Raw genomic sequence first — 16,938 nt, 5'->3', positions numbered from 1 at the left:
GGCGGTCGTACGGTCGTCCTCAGCGCCCTCACAGCGTCCAGGGGGCAGGATGTCCGGCAGGAGGTGTCACATGTCCGTCCTGAAGAGCCGTCCCGTCCTGCGCTGGCTGGTCCCGGTGACCGCCGTCGCGACCGTCATCGGCGGCGGCGCCGCGCTCGGCACGTTCGCCGCCCAGGCCGAGCCGAGCCTGCCGCCGCGTACCGCCGCCCAACTCCTGGTCGATCTGCAGACCTCCCGGCTGGAGGGGCTCTCCGGCACGGTGGTGCAGCGCGCCGACCTGGGCCTGCCGCCGCTGGCCGGCCTGGTCGCCGGCGACGGTCCGGCCGACCTGCTGACCGGCACGCACACGCTGCGGGTCTGGCACTCCGGGCCCGACCGGCAGCGCATCGCGCTGGTCGACACGCTCGGCGAGCGGGACGTCATCCGCAACGGTCGCGACGTGTGGGCCTGGAACAGCCGGTCCAACACCGCCACCCACCGCACGCTGCCCGAGGGCGCCGCCGGGGCCGAGGCCCCGGAGCTGCCGGTCACCCCCGGGGAGGCGGCCGACCGGGCCCTGGCGGCGATCGACCCGAGCACCGAGGTGAGCGTCGGCCGGTCCGCCACGGTCGCCGGCCGGGACGCCTACGAGCTGGTGCTCGCCCCGCGCGACGCCGCCTCGCTGGTGCACCAGGTGCGCATCGCCATCGACGCGCGCCAGCACGTGCCGCTGCGCTTCGAGGTCTTCGCCGACGGCAGCGACAAGCCGGCCTTCGAGATGGCGTTCACCCAGGTGTCGTACGCCCGGCCGGCCGCCGACCAGTTCACCTTCAACCCGCCGCCCGGGGTGAAGGTGACCGAGGAGACCGCCGGCAGGCAGCCCGCCGAGGTGCCCGGGAAGCGGCCGGCGCACGGTGAGCGGCCGGACGTGCGTACCGTCGGCGAGAGCTGGGCCACGGTGGTGGTCGCGCGGCTCGACGGCGCCGGCGCGCCCGCCGACCGGGCCGCGACCACCCCCGGCCGCGCCGGGAACGGGCCGACCGGCGACCCGGCGGCGCTGCTCGGCAAGCTGCCGAAGGTCAGCGGCGACTGGGGCAGCGGCCGGCTGCTGACCGGGAAGCTGTTCAGCGCGCTGCTCACCGACGACGGCCGGCTCATCGCCGGCGCGGTGACGCCGGAGCGGCTCTACGAGGTGGCCAGGGGCTGAGGGATCGGCAGTCCGGGGGCCCGCCGCGCGGCGGGCCCCCGCTGTCTGTGCGGTACGGGTCGTGGCGTGGCCCGGCGCGCTTGGTCGCGACGGCCGGCGCACGGTATCTTTCTCAGTTCAGGCAACAAAAAAGAACGGCTCTCAAAAGCCGTTCCGAGAGAGATGCTACTCGAATGGGAGACGGCTTGTCAAGGCATTCCGCCGATTCCGCCGAATTGCAGCCCGATGACGAAATCGGCCGCGAACAGGAATACGTCTCGATGCTCTACCGCCGGCTGGACGAGCTGCGTGAGCAGGCCTCCCGCCGGCTGAGCGACGAGCTGCGGGCGACCGGTGGCACCCGCCAGGCACTCTCCCAGCGCGACAGCGCGGTGCGGATGTACGCCGGTCAGGTCGAGCAGTTCTCCGCCGTGGAGAGCGGCCTGTGCTTCGGCCGGCTCGACACCGACGACGGCGGCCCCCACTACATCGGCCGCATCGGCATCTTCGACACCGACGGCGACTACGACCCGCTGCTGATGGACTGGCGCGCCCCGGCGGCCCGCGCCTTCTACCTCGCCACCGCGGCCAACCCCCAGGGCGTACGCCGCCGCCGGCACCTGCGTACCCGGGAACGCAAGGTGACCGCGCTCAACGACGAGGTCCTGGACCTGGACACCGCCTCCCCCACCGCGCACGAGGAGCTGACCGGCGAGGCGTCGCTGCTCGCCGCGCTCAACGCCGGGCGCACCGGCCGGATGCGCGACATCGTCGAGACCATCCAGGCCGAACAGGACCGGATCATCCGCGCCGACCTGCCGGGCGTACTGGTCGTGCAGGGCGGCCCCGGCACCGGCAAGACCGCCGTCGCGCTGCACCGCGCGGCGTACCTGCTCTACACCCACCGCGAGCAGCTCTCCACCCGGGGCGTGCTCCTGGTCGGCCCGAACGCCACGTTCCTGCGCTACATCTCCCAGGTGCTCCCGGCGCTGGCCGAGACGGGCGTGCTCCTGCGGACCCAGGGCGACCTCTTCCCGGGGGTGAGCGCCCGCCGGGCCGAGCCCGCCGCGACCGCCGCGCTCAAGGGCAGCGCGGTGATGGTCGAGGTGCTGGCCGCCGCCGTCCGGGACCGGCAGTGGGTGCCCGACGAGCCGCTGGAGATCGAGCTGCCGCAGCAGGAGGTGCTGCTGCTCGACCCGGAGACCGTGCGCGCCGCCCGGGACCGCGCCCGCCGCTCCGACCGGCCGCACAACCTGGCCCGGGCGCTCTTCGACGTCGAGATCGTCCACGCCCTCGCGGCCCAGGTCGCCGAGCGGATCGGCGCGGACCCGCTGGGCGGGGAGAACCTGCTCGACGAGGCCGACGTGGCGGAGATCCGCCGCGAGCTGCGCGAGGAGCCCGAGGTGCGGGCCGTGCTGGACCAGCTCTGGCCGGTGCTCACCCCGCAGCGCCTGCTCGCCGACCTGTACGCCTCCACCGAGCGGATCTCCGTGGCCGCGCCCATGCTCGGCGACGCCGAGCGGGCCATGCTGCACCGCGAGCCGGGCGGCTGGACGCCGGCCGACGTACCGCTGCTGGACGAGGCGGCCGAGCTGCTCGGCGAGGACGAGCGGGCCGCCGCCGCCCGCCGGGAGCGGATCCGGGCCATGCAACGGGAGTACGCCGAGGGCGTGCTGGAGATCGCCCGGGGCTCCCGCTCCATCGACGTCGAGGACGAGGCCGACGGCGGTGAGATCCTCGGCGTCACCGACCTGCTCGACGCCGACCGGCTTCTGGAGCGGCAGGAGGAGGCGGACCGGCTGACCACCGCCCAGCGGGCCGCGGCCGACCGGCGCTGGGCGTTCGGGCACGTGATCGTCGACGAGGCGCAGGAGCTGTCGCCGATGGCCTGGCGGCTGCTGATGCGCCGCTGCCCGAGCCGCTCGATGACCATCGTCGGCGACGTGGCGCAGACCGGCGCGCTGTCCGGCACCCCGTCCTGGGCCGACGCGCTGGAGCCGTACGTGGCGCAGCGCTGGCGGCTGGAGGAGCTGACCGTCAGCTACCGCACCCCGGCCGAGATCATGGCGGTCGCCGCCGACGTGCTCACCGAGATCGACCCGGCGCTTCGCCCACCCCGCTCCGTACGCTCCAGCGGAGTGCCGCCGTGGGACCGCGCGGTGGCGCCGGAGCACCTGGCGACGGAGCTGGTTGCCGCCACCACCCGGGAGGCCGCCGACCTGGACGACGGCCGGCTCGGGGTGATCGTGCCCGCCGGCCGGGTCGACGAGCTGGGCGCCGCGCTCACCGCCGCCGTGCCCGAGGCGGCCGTCGGCGAGGACCCGGAGCTGGAGAGTCGCGTGGTGGTGCTCACCGTCGGCCAGGCCAAGGGCCTCGAATTCGACTCGGTCCTCCTGGTCGACCCCGACCGCATCGTGGCGGAGTCGCCCCGGGGCCGAAGCGACCTCTACGTCGCCCTCACCCGCGCCACCCAGCGCCTCGGCATCCTCCGCCCCACCTGACCCACCCACCCCACCTCCCCCGGCCTCCCCACCGCGCCCGCCTCCGGGCACCGGGCCTCCGGGCTCCGGGCTCCGGGCCTCCGGGCGCCGGTGATCATGAGGTTGGCGGCGATGTTGATCTCTACAACTGCCGCCAACCTCATGATCGACCGGTGGGTCGGGGTGGGAGGCCGGGGCAGGACGGGCGGTGGGTGGGCCGCAGGCCGGGGGGGCCTGTCAGTCCGGGGTGAAGTCGCCGACCTGGCTGGCGGTGCCGGACTGGTCGCTGGTGGAGCCGCCCGCCGGGGTACTCAGGCCGCCGGTGGTGGCGTCGCCCGTGGTGGTCGGGGCCACCTCGCCGGGGTGCCGCTCCGGCTGCCGCGCCACCCGGCGCACGCTGGCCGGGCCCGCGGTGCCGCCGGTCGTGGTTACCGCGCCCTGCCCTCGGGTGGGTCCGCCGTCCCGCAGCACCTCGGGGTCGATCGGGACGTGGGCGGGGTCGTCCGGGTCCTCGTCCTGGATGACCCGCTGCACGTCGGTGCGGGGCACGGTCACCTCGTCGAGGGCGCCCTCGCCGTACACGCCGCCGGCGATCCGGTCCTCGGCCTGCCGGGCGGCTTCCTGTCGCATGTCGTCCTCACGCACGTCCATCACCTCGCAGAAGTGTCGGTCCGGATTGCGTGCCCGAGGGCCGGCCCGGCAAACCCGCCCCGACGCCCCACCCGATGCCCCCGGTCGATCAGCAGTCATGGTGCCGGGAAGATGCATTTTCGGGCGTTTTAGCCCCCACCGCAACTGCATGATCGACGCCGGCCTTCGGGAACGCGGGGCCGGGCCAGGGCGCGGGGCCGGAGCCGGGGCGCGGGGCCGGAGCCGGGGTCACGGGTGGTCGGACTATTCGGGCAGCCGTGGGGGTTACTGGCCCGGCGGCTCGGGTAGACGGCGGGTGCCCCCGCCATGAACGCGAACCGTGCCGTGGCCGACACGCGGTAGCGGGGCGAGGGAACGCAGGTACGACTCATCGCATCCTGAGGAGGACAAGATGAGCACGCAGGCTGCTTCCACCAGGCCGATGAACCGGACGACGCAGGACGCGCCCAACCGGGCGATGCAGGACCGGGCCATGCAGGAGACGCCCACCCGTCCGATGCCGATGATGCACGACGGGCACCGGGAGGCCATGCAGGCACCCGGCACGGAGACCAAGCCGTCGCTGCGTACGACCGAGTTCTGGGTCTACATCGCGGCCGTGATCGGCGTGCTGGCCGCCTCGCAGCTGGTCGGCCGGAACTCGGCCGGCGTGGACATCTTCCGGGCCGACAACGCCTGGTTCATGATCACGCTGCTGACCATCGGGTACCTGGGTAGCCGTGGTCTGGCCAAGGCCGGCAGCAACTGGCGCAGTGGTGAGGAGCGCAAGGCCCGGCACTGACCGGGTACCGCTCCACCAGAAACGGTGGCCTCCGGGACGACAAGTCCCGGAGGCCACCGTCGTATGTGGTCCTACTCCTCGAAGCCGCCGAAGTCCTCGCCGTCGCCCTCGAAGGCGTCGCCGATCATGTCACCGACGATCATGCCCCCGACGGCTCCCATCGCGGCACCGGCGACGACGCCGCCCATGCCGGCGCCCCGGCCGTGCCCGTGACCGTGCCCGTGGCCGCCGAACCCGTGCCCGCCACGCAGGCTGCCGTAGCGGGACGTGGTCTCCCGCAGCCAGCCGTCGACCACCTGGACCCAGTCCGTCCGGTCGGCTTCGGTGTGCGAGACGCGGTAGTGGCCGAACGCGTCGTGCCCGGCGGTGAGGAACCCGCCGCGCTTGTCGCACTCCAGGATGACCTCCACGCCGTGCGGGCTGGTGACGAAGGTCAGCTCGACCTCGTTGATGGTGCCCGCGTACTGGGGCGAGGCGAAGAACTCGATCTCCTGGTAGAACGGCAGCGTCTGCTGCGTGCCCCGGATGTGGCCACGCTCCAGGTCGGCGTGCTTGAAGCGGAAGCCGAGCCGCTGGAACGCCTCCAGGATCCGCTCGTGCACCGGCAGCGGGTGCACGTTGACCTGGTCCAGGTCGCCCTTGTCCACCGCCCGGGCGATGGCCAGCTCGGTGCGCAGCCCCATCGTCATGCCGCGCAGCCGCTGGCCGTAGACGTCGGTGATCGGGGTCTCCCACGGCACCGGGAGCTGGAACGGGATGGCGAGCTGCTGCTTCGCGGCGAGCTGGAGCGGGCCGCTGACCGGCAGCCGGTGGAACTCCATGACGCCGGCGTACTCGGTGTCGTGGCCCTCGATCTCGACCCGGGTGACCAGGCCGACGACGACCTGCTCGATGTTGGCCGGCGCGTCGCCGCCGAGCAGGTTCACCTGGCCCTCGAGGGTCAGGCCGGGCCGGGTGTTCGGGTTGGTCAGGACGGTGTCGACGCTCGGCCCGCCCACCCCGAACGCGCTCAACATCTTCTTGAAGACCATCGGAACTCCCGCGCAAAGACACCGCGCTCCACCCTGGAGGCGGTCGCTGACTTCCCGGGACCCTAACCGGAGGCGCTGTGAAGTGCCTGTGAAGGCGCGCCGTCCGACGGCGTCGTCGCCCAGACCAGCTCGCAGCCCAGGGCCAGCAGCCGGCGACCGTCGTTCGGACCGAGCCGGTCGAGCAGCGGGTTGCCGATGCCGTCCGGCGCCGCGACCGCACCGCCCGAGGAACGCCTGCGGCCAACCGGCCGCGCGCTGGACGGGATCAGCAGTCCGTCCACGTCGAGGAAGATCAGGGGACGGTCGGCGCGGCCGGGCAGCACGCATCGAACCGTATCGTGGGCGGATCCGAGCCGGGGTGGCGGCTATGGTGACCCACGCCGGCCGGGGTGCCATGATCGGTTCGTGTCGCTGTGGGAGGCCACCTGGCGCGTCGGAGCGCCGCTGATCGTCGTCGTCGCCACCGCATCCGCTGTCCACATCGCCTTCTCCGAGCCGCCGGACAAGTTCTCCCGGCCGCACGGCTGGCAGTGGGCATGGGTGGGGTTGTGGCTGATGGCGGCCGGCGACGCGGCGTTCGGCAGCGACAGGTGGTGGTTCGAGCGCGCCTGGAAGGGTGCCACCGCGCTGCTCGTTGCCGTGGCCGTCACCGTCGCCGTGTGGCGCCGCTACCGGTGGCGGAAGCGGGTCCGGCTCGCGGGCGACCCGCCTCCACCCGTCACTCGGCCGCCCCGGCGGTCGGACCCGTGACCTTTCCCGGCCCGCCGGCGGCCGCGTACGAGCAGGGGCAGGGGACGGTTACCGGGCTTCGCCCAGGCAACTGACACGTGATGCGCCTGAGTACGCTCGCCGAGATCGGCGGACGTGAGGACGAGGAGGTGACGGATGCTGCCATGCCAGGTTCTCGACACGTCTCTGCTTCCACCACGCGATCGGTTCGCCCGCTGGTACGAGGTGATCGAGTCGGAGGCGGCTCCTGCTCGCATCAGCAGCCCGCACCTGGATGACTTCGTCGCTCAAGCCAAGAGTGTAGATCTTGGAATCGTGAAGCTGGCCGAACTGCGATATCCGACCTTGGACACCACGCGCACCTCGAAACTGGTGCGCACGAGCCAACCGGACAACTACCAGTTCGTCCTGACGACGGCGGGCGACAGCGCCATCAGCCAGGATCGCAACCACTCGGCCGTCGAACCGGCGTCGTTCACGTTCCTGGACAACTGCAGGCCGTTCGCGGGTCGCCACCGTTCCGCCGGGCCGGGACTCGCGGGCTCCATATCCGTCGTGATCCCACATCAGACGTTGCCACTGCCGGCGGACAAGGCGCGACGGTTGCTCGCCACGTCGATTCCGTCGGACACGGGCATGGCCGCGCTGCTGGCTCAGTTCGTACACCGCATCGTCAGGTATCCGGAGCAGTACCAGGCCTCCGACGCCGTCGTCCTGGGCGCGGTGACGCTGGATCTGGTGGCCGGCACGCTGGCCCAGCGCCTGGATGCCGCGGAGATCCTCCCGCGCGAGGTCCACCAGCGCACGTTGCGGTTGAGGATCCGGAGCTTCATCGAAAGGCACCTCGGCGATCCGGAGTTGACCCCGGGGGCGATCGCTGCCGCCCATCACGTCTCCCTGCGGTCGCTGCACCGACTCTTCGAGGGCGAGGAGTTCACGGTTGCCGAACTGATCCGGCGGCAGCGCCTGGAGCGCTGCCGCCGAGATCTGGTCACCCCGTTGAAGGCGGGGCAGTCGATCCACGCCATTGCCGCGCGCTGGGGATTTCCGGATAAAGCGCATTTCAGTCGGCTCTTTCGGGCGACCTACGGCATGTCGGCGCAGGAGTATCGCGAACGCGGTCGCTGATCGCGGCACGCACGGCACCCGAGGGCTCCTCAGCCGGCCTGGACGACGACCATCTCGCCGACCTGCTCGGCGAGTTGAGCACGCGCCTCCGTGGGCAGGCCCGCGTCGGTGACGAGCATGTCGGCCTCGGACAGCGGGGCGATCGTGGCCATCCCGACCGTCTCCCACTTGGTGTGGTCGGCCAGCACCACCAGCCGCCGGGACGCGTCGATCAGGCACCTGTTCGTCCCGGCCTCCAGCAGGTTCGGGGTGGTGAACCCGGTGCGCGGGCTCATGCCGTGCACGCCGAGGAAGAGCACGTCGACGTTGAGGGAGCCGATCGCCGCCTCGGCCACCGGCCCGGTCAGGGCGTCCGAGGGGGTACGGATGCCGCCGGTCAGCACGACCGTCTGGTCGGCGCGGGGAGTCTGGTGCAGGGCGTCGGCGACCGGGATCGAGTTGGTCACCACGGTCAGGCCGCGTACGTCGGCGAGCAGGGTGGCCAGCGCGGCGGTCGTGGTGCCGGCGGAGAGCGCGACGGCCATGCCCGGCTCGACCAGGGCGGCGGCCCGCTCGGCGATGGCGCGCTTCTCGGCCTGTTGCCGGGCCGACTTGGCGGCGAAGCCGGGCTCCTCGGCGGAGCCGAGGCCGGCCCGCGTCGCGCCACCGTGGACCTTGTCGATCAGCCCCCGCTCGGCCAGCGCCTCCAGGTCGCGCCGGATCGTCATGTCGGAGACGCCGAACCGGCTCACGAGGTGGCTGACCCGCACGCCGCCGCGCTGCCGGATCAGTTCGAGGATCGCGGTCTGCCGCTGTCGCGCCAGCATCCGGATGACCTCCCTCGGGCCGTCACCGGGCCGCGTCGGTGCTCGGGCCCTCGCGGACCACGGCCACCTCGCCGGCCGGCACGACCAGGTCACCGCCGCAGCTCGTGCCGGTCAGCAGCTCCACGCCGGTCGCGTCGAGCCTGGCGTCGGCGTCGGTGTGGTTGATGACGAAGAGCCAGCTGCGGTCGCCGGCGCGCCGCCGGACCACCTCCACCTCGGCGGGGACCTCCGCCGCCGGGCGTACCCCCGACTCGGCCACCAGCCGGGCGACCAGCCGGTCCGTCGCCGCCGCGTCCAGCCGAGTGCCGACGTACCAGGCCGCGCCCGCGCCGACCGGGTGCCGGGTCAGCGCCGGCACGCCCGGCAGGGGCCCGTCGGCGTACGTGGCGAGCACCCGCGCGCCCTCGGGATGCAGCCACTCCGTCCACACGTCGGCGACGGAACCGTCGTCCAGGGTGACCCGCTCCCCCGCCCGCAGCGGGAAGAACTCCTCGACGCGGACGCCCAGCAGTTCCCGGAACGCCCCCGGGTAGCCGCCGAGGCGGATGTGGTCGTGCTCGTCGACGATGCCGCTGAAGTACGTGACCAGGGCGGTGCCGCCGGCCTCGACGTACGCGCGCAGCGCCGCGGCGTGCGCGTCGCGCACCAGGTAGAGGGTGGGCGCCAGCACCAGCCGGTAGCGGGACAGGTCGGTGGACGGGTGCACGACGTCGGCGGTGATCCCGGCCCGCCAGAGCGCGTCGTGCAGCGCGCCGAGGCGGTCGGCGTACGTGACGTCGACGGTGGGGTGCGAGTCGAGTTCGGCGCCCCACCACGCCTCGTAGTCGAACAGGATCGCCACCTCGGCGTCGACGCGGCTGCCGCGTACCTCGGCGAGGGCCGCGAGGTCGGCGCCGAGCCGGCACACCTCGCGGAACACCTTGGTCTCCGGGCCGGCGTGCGGCACCAGCGCGGAGTGGAACTTCTCCGCCCCGGCGCGGGAAGCCCGCCACTGGAAGAAGAGCACCCCGTCGGCGCCGCGCGCCACGTGCGCCAGGCTGTTGCGGCGTAGCTGGCCGGGGGCCTTGGCGACGTTGCGCGGCTGCCAGTTGACGGCGCTGGTGGAGTGCTCCATCAGCAGCCACGGGGCGCCGCCGGCGACGCCCCGGGTGTGGTCGGCCGCGAGGGCGAGGCCGACGTGGGCGCGCGGGTCGGCGGCGGTGAGGTAGTGGTCGTTGGCGACGACGTCCACGTCGGACGCCCAGGAGTGGTAGTCCAGGTACTTGATGCCGGCGCCGATCATGAAGTTCGTGGTGACCGGCTGGCGGACCAGGCGGGTGAGCACCTCGCGCTCGGCGCGCAGTTGGGCGCGCTGCTCGTCGGAGGAGAAGCGCAGGAAGTCCAGCTGCTGGGTGGGGTTGGCGAAGGTCGGTGCCGTGCGCGGCGGGTTGATCTCGGCCCAGTCGCCGTACCGCTGGCTCCAGAAGGCGGTGCCCCAGGCGTCGTTGAGCCCGTCCAGGTCGCCGTAGCGCTCGCGCAGCCAGCGGCGGAACGCCTCGGCGCTGACGTCGCAGTAGCAGTGCACGTTGTGGCAGCCCAGCTCGTTGGAGACGTGCCACATGACCACCGCGGGGTGCGCGGCGTAGCGGGTGGCGAGGGCCTCGACCAGGGCCAGCGACCGCGCGCGGAACACCGGCGAGCTGGGGCAGTACGCCTGCCGGCCGCCCGGCCAGAGGATCGCGCCGTCGGCGCGCCGGGGCAGCGTCTCCGGGTGCCGGTGGGCCAGCCACGGCGGCGGGCTGGCGGTGGCGGTCGCCAGGTCGACCGAGATCCCGCCGTCGTGCAGCACGTCGATCGCCCGGTCCAGCCAGCCGAACTCGTACGCGCCGGGGGCCGGCTCCAGCAGCGCCCAGGAGAAGATCCCCACCGACACCAGGTTGACCCCGGCCCGCCGCATCAGCGCGACGTCCTCGGTCCACGTCGACTCGGGCCACTGCTCGGGGTTGTAGTCGGCGCCGAACCACATCTGCTCACCCTGCCATCGCCGCATGAATGCAGAGCGTGCCCGGCGAAGCCGACCAAGTCAACACGTTCCAACATCGATGATCTTTACAACGTTTACCGGCTGACGTCCTTATCGAGGGCCGGTCGTCGGTTCCCTGCCGCGCCCTTGACAGCGCCCGGAGGACGAGTAGCTTGAGGCGCCACTGGCAATTCGTGTTCGCCAATGTGGATTCGCGATGGATCCGGTGTGTGGTCACGGTTGCCGGAGCACCGCCACCGACGGCCCTCGGGCACCTCTTCATCCGCAGGAGGCACCATGTCCCGTCCCCGCACCCGAGCCGAATACCTCGCCCGGCTCGTACCCCCCTCCGTGGCCGGCCTCAACCGTCGTTCGCTGCTGGCCGGCGCGGCCGGCACCACCGCGCTGCTCGGCACGGGCCTGATCGCCGGCTGCGGTTCCGACTCCGGCGGGTCCGGCGCCAAGACGGTGTCGCTGGGCTCCAACCAGTCCGACCCGAAGCCCAAGGAGGTGGTCGCGAAGGTCATGGACGGGTTCCGGACCTCGTCCGGTCTCGAGGTGGCCGTCAACACGGTCGACCACAACACGTTCCAGGAGAACATCAACAACTATCTCCAGGGCAAGCCCGACGACGTGTTCATGTGGTTCGCCGGCTACCGGATGCGCTTCTTCGCCGCCCGGGGCCTCGCGAGCGACCTCAGCGACGTCTGGGGCAGGCTCTCCGGGATGTCCGACGCGTTCCGCAAGGCGTCGACCGGGGACGACGGCAAGCAGTACTTCGTCCCCTCGTCGTACTACCCGTGGGCCGTCTTCTACCGCAGGTCGGTCTGGCAGCAGAACGGCTACCAGGTGCCGAAGACCCTCGACGACCTGACCGCGCTCGCCGGGCAGATGAAGAAGGACGGCCTCACCCCGATCGCCTTCGCCGACAAGGACGGCTGGCCGGCGATGGGCACCTTCGACATCCTCAACCTGCGGATCAACGGCTACCAGTTCCACATCGACCTGATGGCCGGCAAGGAGTCCTGGACCTCCGAGAAGGTGAAGAAGGTCTTCGACACCTGGCGCGGCCTGCTGCCCCTGCACCAGCCGGACAGCCTCGGCCGGACCTGGCAGGAGGCCGCCCAGTCGTTGCAGCAGAAGAAGAGCGGCATGTACCTGCTCGGCCTCTTCGTCGGCCAGCAGTTCGACGACAGCGAGCTGACCGACCTCGACTTCTTCACCTTCCCCGAGATCGACCCGGCGATCGGGGCCAAGGCCCTGGACGCGCCCATCGACGGCTACATGATGGCCCGCAAGCCGAAGCAGGAGGCCAACGCCAGAAAGCTGCTGGAGTACGTCGGCTCGAAGGCCGCCGCGGACATCACCGTCGAGAACGACCCGAGCACGCTGGTCGCCAACAGCGAGGCCGACACCAGCGGCTACAGCGCCCTGCAGAAGAAGGCCGCCGAACTGGTCGGCTCGGCCACCGAGATCGCCCAGTTCCTGGACCGCGACACCCGCCCGGACTTCGCCTCCACGGTGATCATCCCGGCGCTCCAGCAGTTCATCAAGGACCCGAAGGACATCGACGGGCTGACGTCCAGCATCGAGAACCAGAAAAAGTCGATCTTCACCGACTGACGGCGAGAGGGTGAGGGCACCGTGTCCGACCTGCCCCTGATCCAAGCGGATCGCGCCGCGCCGCCGCCGGCCGCGGTCACCCCCACGGGTGGTCGCCGCCGGCGCGTACGGCTGCTGTCCCGCACCGACCGCGTGGTCGTCGCGCTCATGGTGGCCGTACCGCTGTTGCTCGTCGTCGGCCTGGTCTGGCTGCCGGCGGGCGCCACCGTGCTGCTCTCCGGCACCGACTGGGACGGCATCGGCCCGGTCGGCGACATCGAGTGGGTCGGCGGTCGCAACTACGCCGACGTGGTCCAGAATTACCCGCCGTTCGTGCCGGCCGTGCAGAACAACCTGCTCTGGCTGGCGGCGCTGTTCGTGGTGGCCACCCCGTTCGGCATGTTCCTGGCCGTCCTGCTCGACAAGGAGCTGCGCGGCAGCCGGTTCTACCAGACCGCGCTCTACCTGCCGGTGGTGCTCTCCCTGGCGCTGATCGGCTTCGTCTGGCAGCTGCTCTACTCCCGCGACCAGGGCCTGGTCAACGCCGTCCTCGGCACCGACGTCGACTGGTACGGCGACCCGGACGTCAACATCTGGGCCGTGCTGGTGGCCGCCGGCTGGCGGCACGTCGGCTACATCATGCTGCTCTACCTGGCCGGGCTGAAGGGCGTCGACCCGTCGCTGCGGGAGGCCGCCGCCGTCGACGGCGCGTCGGAGGGCCGGACCTTCTTCCAGGTGATCTTCCCGGTGCTGCGGCCCATCAACATCATCGTGCTGGTGGTGACGGTGATCGAGTCGCTGCGCGCGTTCGACCTGGTCTGGGTCATCAACAAGGGCCGCAACGGCCTGGAACTGATCTCGGCGCTGGTCACCCAGAACGTGGTGGGCGAGGCGAGCCGGATCGGCTTCGGCTCGGCGCTGGCCACCATCATGCTGGTCGTCTCGCTGGTCTTCATCACCGTCTACCTGGCGACCGTGCTGCGGGAGGGACGCCGATGAGCACCGCGACCGCGCCCCGGGAGAACCGGACCGCCCCCGCGAGCCGGCGCCGCCCGCCGCCGCGCCCGGCCCGGGTGGTGCTGCACGTGTTCCTCGCGGCGGTGGCCGTCGGTTGGCTCTTCCCGATCCTCTGGGCCGTGCTGACCTCGCTGCGCTCGTACGAGTACACGGCCACCAACGGCTACGTCTCGCTCGGCGGGTGGACCCTCGACAACTACGTCACCGCCTGGCGGACCGCCGAGTTCGGCAGGCACTTCCTCAACTCCGTCTACATCACCGTGCCGGCGGTGCTGCTGACCCTCTTCCTCGCCTCGTGCGTGGCGTTCGTCATCGCCCGGTTCAGCTGGCGGACCAACGTCGTCCTGCTCGGCCTGTTCACCGCGGCGAACCTGCTGCCCCAGCAGGCCCTGCTCATCCCGCTGTTCCGGCTCTTCACCCAGGTGCCGCTGCCGGCGTTCATGAGCGACTCGGAGCTGCTCTACGACAGCTACTGGGGGCTGATCCTGGTCAACGTCGCCTTCCAGTGCGGCTTCTGCGTATTCGTGCTCAGCAACTACATGAAGGCGCTGCCGCGCGACCTCTACGAGGCCGCGATGGTCGACGGGGCGAGCGTCTGGCGCCAGTACTGGCAGGTGACCATGCCGCTGTGCCGGCCCGCGCTCGCCGCGCTGGCCACCCTGGAAGTGACCTGGATCTACAACGAGTTCTTCTGGGCCACCGTGCTCATGCGTACCGGCGACAAGTTCCCGGTGACCAGCTCGCTGAACAACCTGCGCGGGGAGTTCTTCACCGACAACAACCTCGTCTCGGCCGGCTCGGTGCTGGTCGCGATCCCGACCCTGGTGATCTTCTTCCTGTTGCAGAGGCAGTTCGTCCGGGGCCTGACGCTGGGGGCTTCCAAGGGATGACCATCGTCCACCTCCGCCGCGCCCGGACCAGCCTGGTGCTCGACGCGCGCGGCCCGGGGCTGCCCCGGGTCGCGCACTGGGGCGCCGACCTCGGCCCGGTTCCCGACGGCGACCTGCCCGCCCTCGTCGACGCCACCGTCGCGCCGGTCGTACCGAGCAGCTTCGACGCGCCCACGGTGCTGTCCCTGCTGCCCGAGGCGTCCGCCGGCTGGGGCGGCCGGCCGACGCTCGCCGGGCACCGCGACCGCCGGGACTGGTCCACCGCCTTCCGCCTGCACGGCGTCGACGTGACCGACGACGATCGGGCCGCGCCGGCCCGGGTCACCGTCCGGGCGGCCGACGCCGGTGCCGGGCTGTCGCTGACCGTCGAGCTGACGCTCGACCCGACCGGGCTGGTGCTGCTGCGGCACCGGCTGCGCAACACCGGCGTCCGCCCGTACGAGCTGCGGGAGCTGACGCCGGTCCTGCCGGTGCCGCCGGTCGCCACCGAGCTGCTCGACCTGACCGGCCGGTGGTGCCGGGAACGGTCCCCGCAGCGGCACCCGTGGCCGATGGGCGCCTGGGTCCGCGAGGGCCGGCACGGCCGCACCGGGCACGACGCGACCCTGCTGCTGGTCGCCGGCACGGCCGGGTTCGGCTTCGGCCACGGCGAGGTGTGGGCGGTGCACACGGCGTGGAGCGGCGACCACGTGACCTTCGCCGAGCGGCGGCCGACGGGCGAGTCGGTCCTCGGCGGCGGCGAGCTGCTCGCCTCCGGCGAAGTGGTGCTCGACCCCGGCGGGGAGTACGCCACCCCCCTGCTGCACGCGGTCTTCTCCGACGTGGGGCTGGACGGGCTCAGCGACGTCCTGCACACCCACCTGCGCGCCCGCCCGCAGCACCCGACCACGCCCCGCCCGGTCACCCTGAACGTCTGGGAGGCCGTCTACTTCGACCACGACCTGGACCGGCTGCGGACGCTGGCCGACCACGCCGCCGAGGTCGGGGTGGAGCGCTTCGTGCTCGACGACGGGTGGTTCCGGGGGCGTCGCCACGACCGCGCCGGCCTCGGCGACTGGTACGTCGACGACACCGTCTGGCCCGACGGCCTGCACCCGCTCGTCGACCACGTACGCGGGCACGGGATGCAATTCGGGCTCTGGGTCGAACCGGAGATGGTCAACCCCGACTCCGACCTGTTCCGCGCCCACCCGGACTGGGTGCTGTCGGCGCCCGGCCGGCTGCCCGCGCAGTGGCGGCACCAGCAGGTGCTCGACCTGGCCCACCCGCCCGCGTACGCCCACCTGCTGGAACGGCTCGACGCGCTGCTCGCCGCGCACCCCGGCATCGACTACCTCAAGTGGGACCACAACCGGGACCTGACCGAGGCGGGCCACCACGGCCGCCCCGGCGTGCACGGGCAGACCCTCGCGGTCTACCGGCTCCTCGACGAGCTGCGCCGCCGCCACCCGGGCGTGGAGATCGAGAGCTGCGCCTCCGGCGGCGGCCGGGTGGACCTGGAGATCCTGCGGCGCACCGACCGGGTCTGGGCCAGCGACTGCAACGACGCCCTGGAACGGTTGGCGATCCAGCGCTGGACGGGGCTGCTGCTCCCGCCCGAGCTGATCGGCAGCCACATCGGGCCGGAGCGCTCGCACACCACCCACCGCGTGCACGACCTGGGCTTCCGGGCGGCGACCGCGCTCTTCGGCCACCACGGCATCGAGTGGGACATCGGCGCGATCGGCGCCGCGCGGCGCCGCGAGCTGGCCGCCTGGGTCGCGCTGCACAAGCGGCTCCGCCCGCTGCTGCACGCCGGCCGGGTGGTCCGCGTCGACCACCCCGACCCGGCCGTCTGGGCGCACGGCGTGGTCGCCCACGACGGTTCCCACGCGGTGTACGCCGTGGCCCGGCTGGCCACCTCGGTGACGCAGACGCCCGGCCCGGTCCGGCTTCCCGGCCTCGACCCCCGCCGCCGGTACGCGGTGCGCCCCGTCGCCGGAGTGCCGGAGCCCGCGACGGTCCAGCGGACCGCCCCGGGTTGGCTGGCCGACGGCGGCGTCACCCTCGGTGGCGCGGTGCTGGCGACCGTCGGGCTCCAGATGCCCGCGCTGCACCCCGAGCAGACCGTGCTGCTGGAGGTCACCGCCGTGGACCGGGGGGCGGGCAGATTTCCCGGAGAATCTCCGGCAGGGATGTCGAGAACCGGGGTGCCGGCTTCTACCGACGGGTGAGAGCACCGATGATGGTGCGCAGTCGTGAGGAGCTAGACGTGAAGTACATGTTGCTCATGCAGTTCAGCGCCGCCGGCACGGACTTCCCTGCGATCGAGACGTGGGCGCCCGAGGAGATCCGGGCGCACGTCGCGTTCATGGGCGAGGTCAACGAGAAGCTGATCGCCGACGGCGAGCTGGTCGGCGGAGAAGGGCTCGCCGCCCCGGCCCAGGCGAAGATCGTCCGGGCGGGCGCCGGCGGCGCCCCCGTGGTCACCGAGGGGCCGTTCGCCGAGACCAAGGAGTTCCTCGCCGGCTTCTGGATCGTGGACTGCGACAGCCCCGAGCGGGCCGTCGCGCTCGCCGCGCACATCTCCACCGCGCCCGGCCCGGGTGGCCGACCGCTCAACATGCCGATCGAGGTGCGCCCCGTGATGTCGGCGCCGCCGCAGGAGATGTGACGA

Annotated in this window: 15 protein-coding genes; 10 read left to right on the top strand and 5 right to left on the bottom strand. The window is 72.5% G+C overall.

All coding sequences use genetic code 11. The features are described from left to right. Positions 1 to 70: 70 nt before the first annotated feature. Entirely contained in the window at positions 71 to 1,186 is a 1,116-nt protein-coding gene (locus AB0883_RS02410) for a sigma-E factor regulatory protein RseB domain-containing protein (RefSeq protein WP_366638802.1), read from the top strand. 173 nt (positions 1,187 to 1,359) lie between these two features. Then, positions 1,360 to 3,666, top strand: a complete 2,307-nt coding sequence (locus AB0883_RS02405; protein WP_366638801.1) for an ATP-binding domain-containing protein — start codon at positions 1,360 to 1,362, stop codon at positions 3,664 to 3,666. Between the two features lie 216 nt (positions 3,667 to 3,882). Here AB0883_RS02405 and AB0883_RS02400 read toward each other — a convergent pair whose 3' ends face one another. Further along, the gene (locus AB0883_RS02400; RefSeq protein WP_366638799.1) at positions 3,883 to 4,290 is read right to left on the bottom strand and encodes a hypothetical protein; all 408 of its coding nucleotides are present in this window, start codon (positions 4,288 to 4,290) and stop codon (positions 3,883 to 3,885) included. A 397-nt stretch (positions 4,291 to 4,687) separates the two neighbouring features. On the opposite strand from AB0883_RS02400, the gene AB0883_RS02395 reads away from it, so the two are divergent. Next, positions 4,688 to 5,077, top strand: coding sequence for a hypothetical protein (locus tag AB0883_RS02395; RefSeq protein ID WP_121395781.1), 390 nt, complete (start codon positions 4,688 to 4,690; stop codon positions 5,075 to 5,077). A 71-nt stretch (positions 5,078 to 5,148) separates the two neighbouring features. On the opposite strand, the gene AB0883_RS02390 is transcribed toward AB0883_RS02395, so the two are convergent. Continuing rightward, a complete protein-coding gene (locus tag AB0883_RS02390) occupies positions 5,149 to 6,108 on the bottom strand; it encodes a sporulation protein (RefSeq protein ID WP_366638797.1) in 960 nt (319 codons plus the stop codon). Between the two features lie 62 nt (positions 6,109 to 6,170). Beyond that, on the bottom strand, positions 6,171 to 6,431 hold the full coding sequence (locus AB0883_RS02385) for a hypothetical protein (RefSeq protein ID WP_366638796.1): 261 nt from the start codon (positions 6,429 to 6,431) through the stop codon (positions 6,171 to 6,173). An 82-nt stretch (positions 6,432 to 6,513) separates the two neighbouring features. Here AB0883_RS02385 and AB0883_RS02380 point away from each other — a divergent pair, with 82 nt between their 5' ends. Together AB0883_RS02380 and AB0883_RS02375 are read left to right on the top strand one after the other, a co-directional pair. Beyond that, a complete protein-coding gene (locus AB0883_RS02380; RefSeq protein WP_366638795.1) occupies positions 6,514 to 6,858 on the top strand; it encodes a hypothetical protein in 345 nt (114 codons plus the stop codon). A gap of 135 nt (positions 6,859 to 6,993) precedes the next feature. Next, entirely contained in the window at positions 6,994 to 7,965 is a 972-nt protein-coding gene (locus tag AB0883_RS02375) for a helix-turn-helix domain-containing protein (protein ID WP_366638793.1), read from the top strand. Between the two features lie 29 nt (positions 7,966 to 7,994). Here the strand turns inward: AB0883_RS02375 and AB0883_RS02370 are convergent, their stop codons facing one another. Beyond that, positions 7,995 to 8,771 (bottom strand): DeoR/GlpR family DNA-binding transcription regulator, encoded by a 777-nt coding sequence (locus tag AB0883_RS02370; RefSeq protein WP_366638791.1) that lies wholly within the window; start codon positions 8,769 to 8,771, stop codon positions 7,995 to 7,997. Between the two features lie 22 nt (positions 8,772 to 8,793). Continuing rightward, entirely contained in the window at positions 8,794 to 10,800 is a 2,007-nt protein-coding gene (locus AB0883_RS02365; protein WP_366638790.1) for a beta-galactosidase, read from the bottom strand. A gap of 270 nt (positions 10,801 to 11,070) precedes the next feature. On the opposite strand from AB0883_RS02365, the gene AB0883_RS02360 reads away from it, so the two are divergent. Genes AB0883_RS02360 through AB0883_RS02340 form a run of 5 tightly spaced genes read left to right on the top strand, consistent with a single transcriptional unit; the run spans position 11,071 to position 16,935 of the window. Next, entirely contained in the window at positions 11,071 to 12,396 is a 1,326-nt protein-coding gene (locus tag AB0883_RS02360; protein WP_366638788.1) for an ABC transporter substrate-binding protein, read from the top strand. A 21-nt stretch (positions 12,397 to 12,417) separates the two neighbouring features. Beyond that, the gene (locus AB0883_RS02355) at positions 12,418 to 13,374 is read left to right on the top strand and encodes a sugar ABC transporter permease (RefSeq protein WP_366638786.1); all 957 of its coding nucleotides are present in this window, start codon (positions 12,418 to 12,420) and stop codon (positions 13,372 to 13,374) included. Then, positions 13,371 to 14,282 (top strand): carbohydrate ABC transporter permease, encoded by a 912-nt coding sequence (locus AB0883_RS02350; RefSeq protein WP_366638784.1) that lies wholly within the window; start codon positions 13,371 to 13,373, stop codon positions 14,280 to 14,282. Before AB0883_RS02355 ends, AB0883_RS02350 begins: the two co-directional genes overlap by 4 nt. Beyond that, positions 14,279 to 16,495 (top strand): alpha-galactosidase, encoded by a 2,217-nt coding sequence (locus AB0883_RS02345; RefSeq protein ID WP_366638783.1) that lies wholly within the window; start codon positions 14,279 to 14,281, stop codon positions 16,493 to 16,495. The genes AB0883_RS02350 and AB0883_RS02345 overlap by 4 nt, the downstream gene beginning before the upstream one ends. Positions 16,496 to 16,542: 47 nt before the next feature. Beyond that, a complete protein-coding gene (locus AB0883_RS02340; RefSeq protein ID WP_366640240.1) occupies positions 16,543 to 16,935 on the top strand; it encodes a YciI family protein in 393 nt (130 codons plus the stop codon). The last annotated feature ends 3 nt before the right edge of the window (positions 16,936 to 16,938 follow it).

Source organism: Micromonospora sp. NPDC047812, from assembly GCF_040704175.1.
Classification (GTDB): Bacteria; Actinomycetota; Actinomycetes; order Mycobacteriales; family Micromonosporaceae; genus Micromonospora.
Note: the sequence above shows the minus strand (reverse complement) of the source record. Positions and strands in the feature narration are given on the sequence as shown.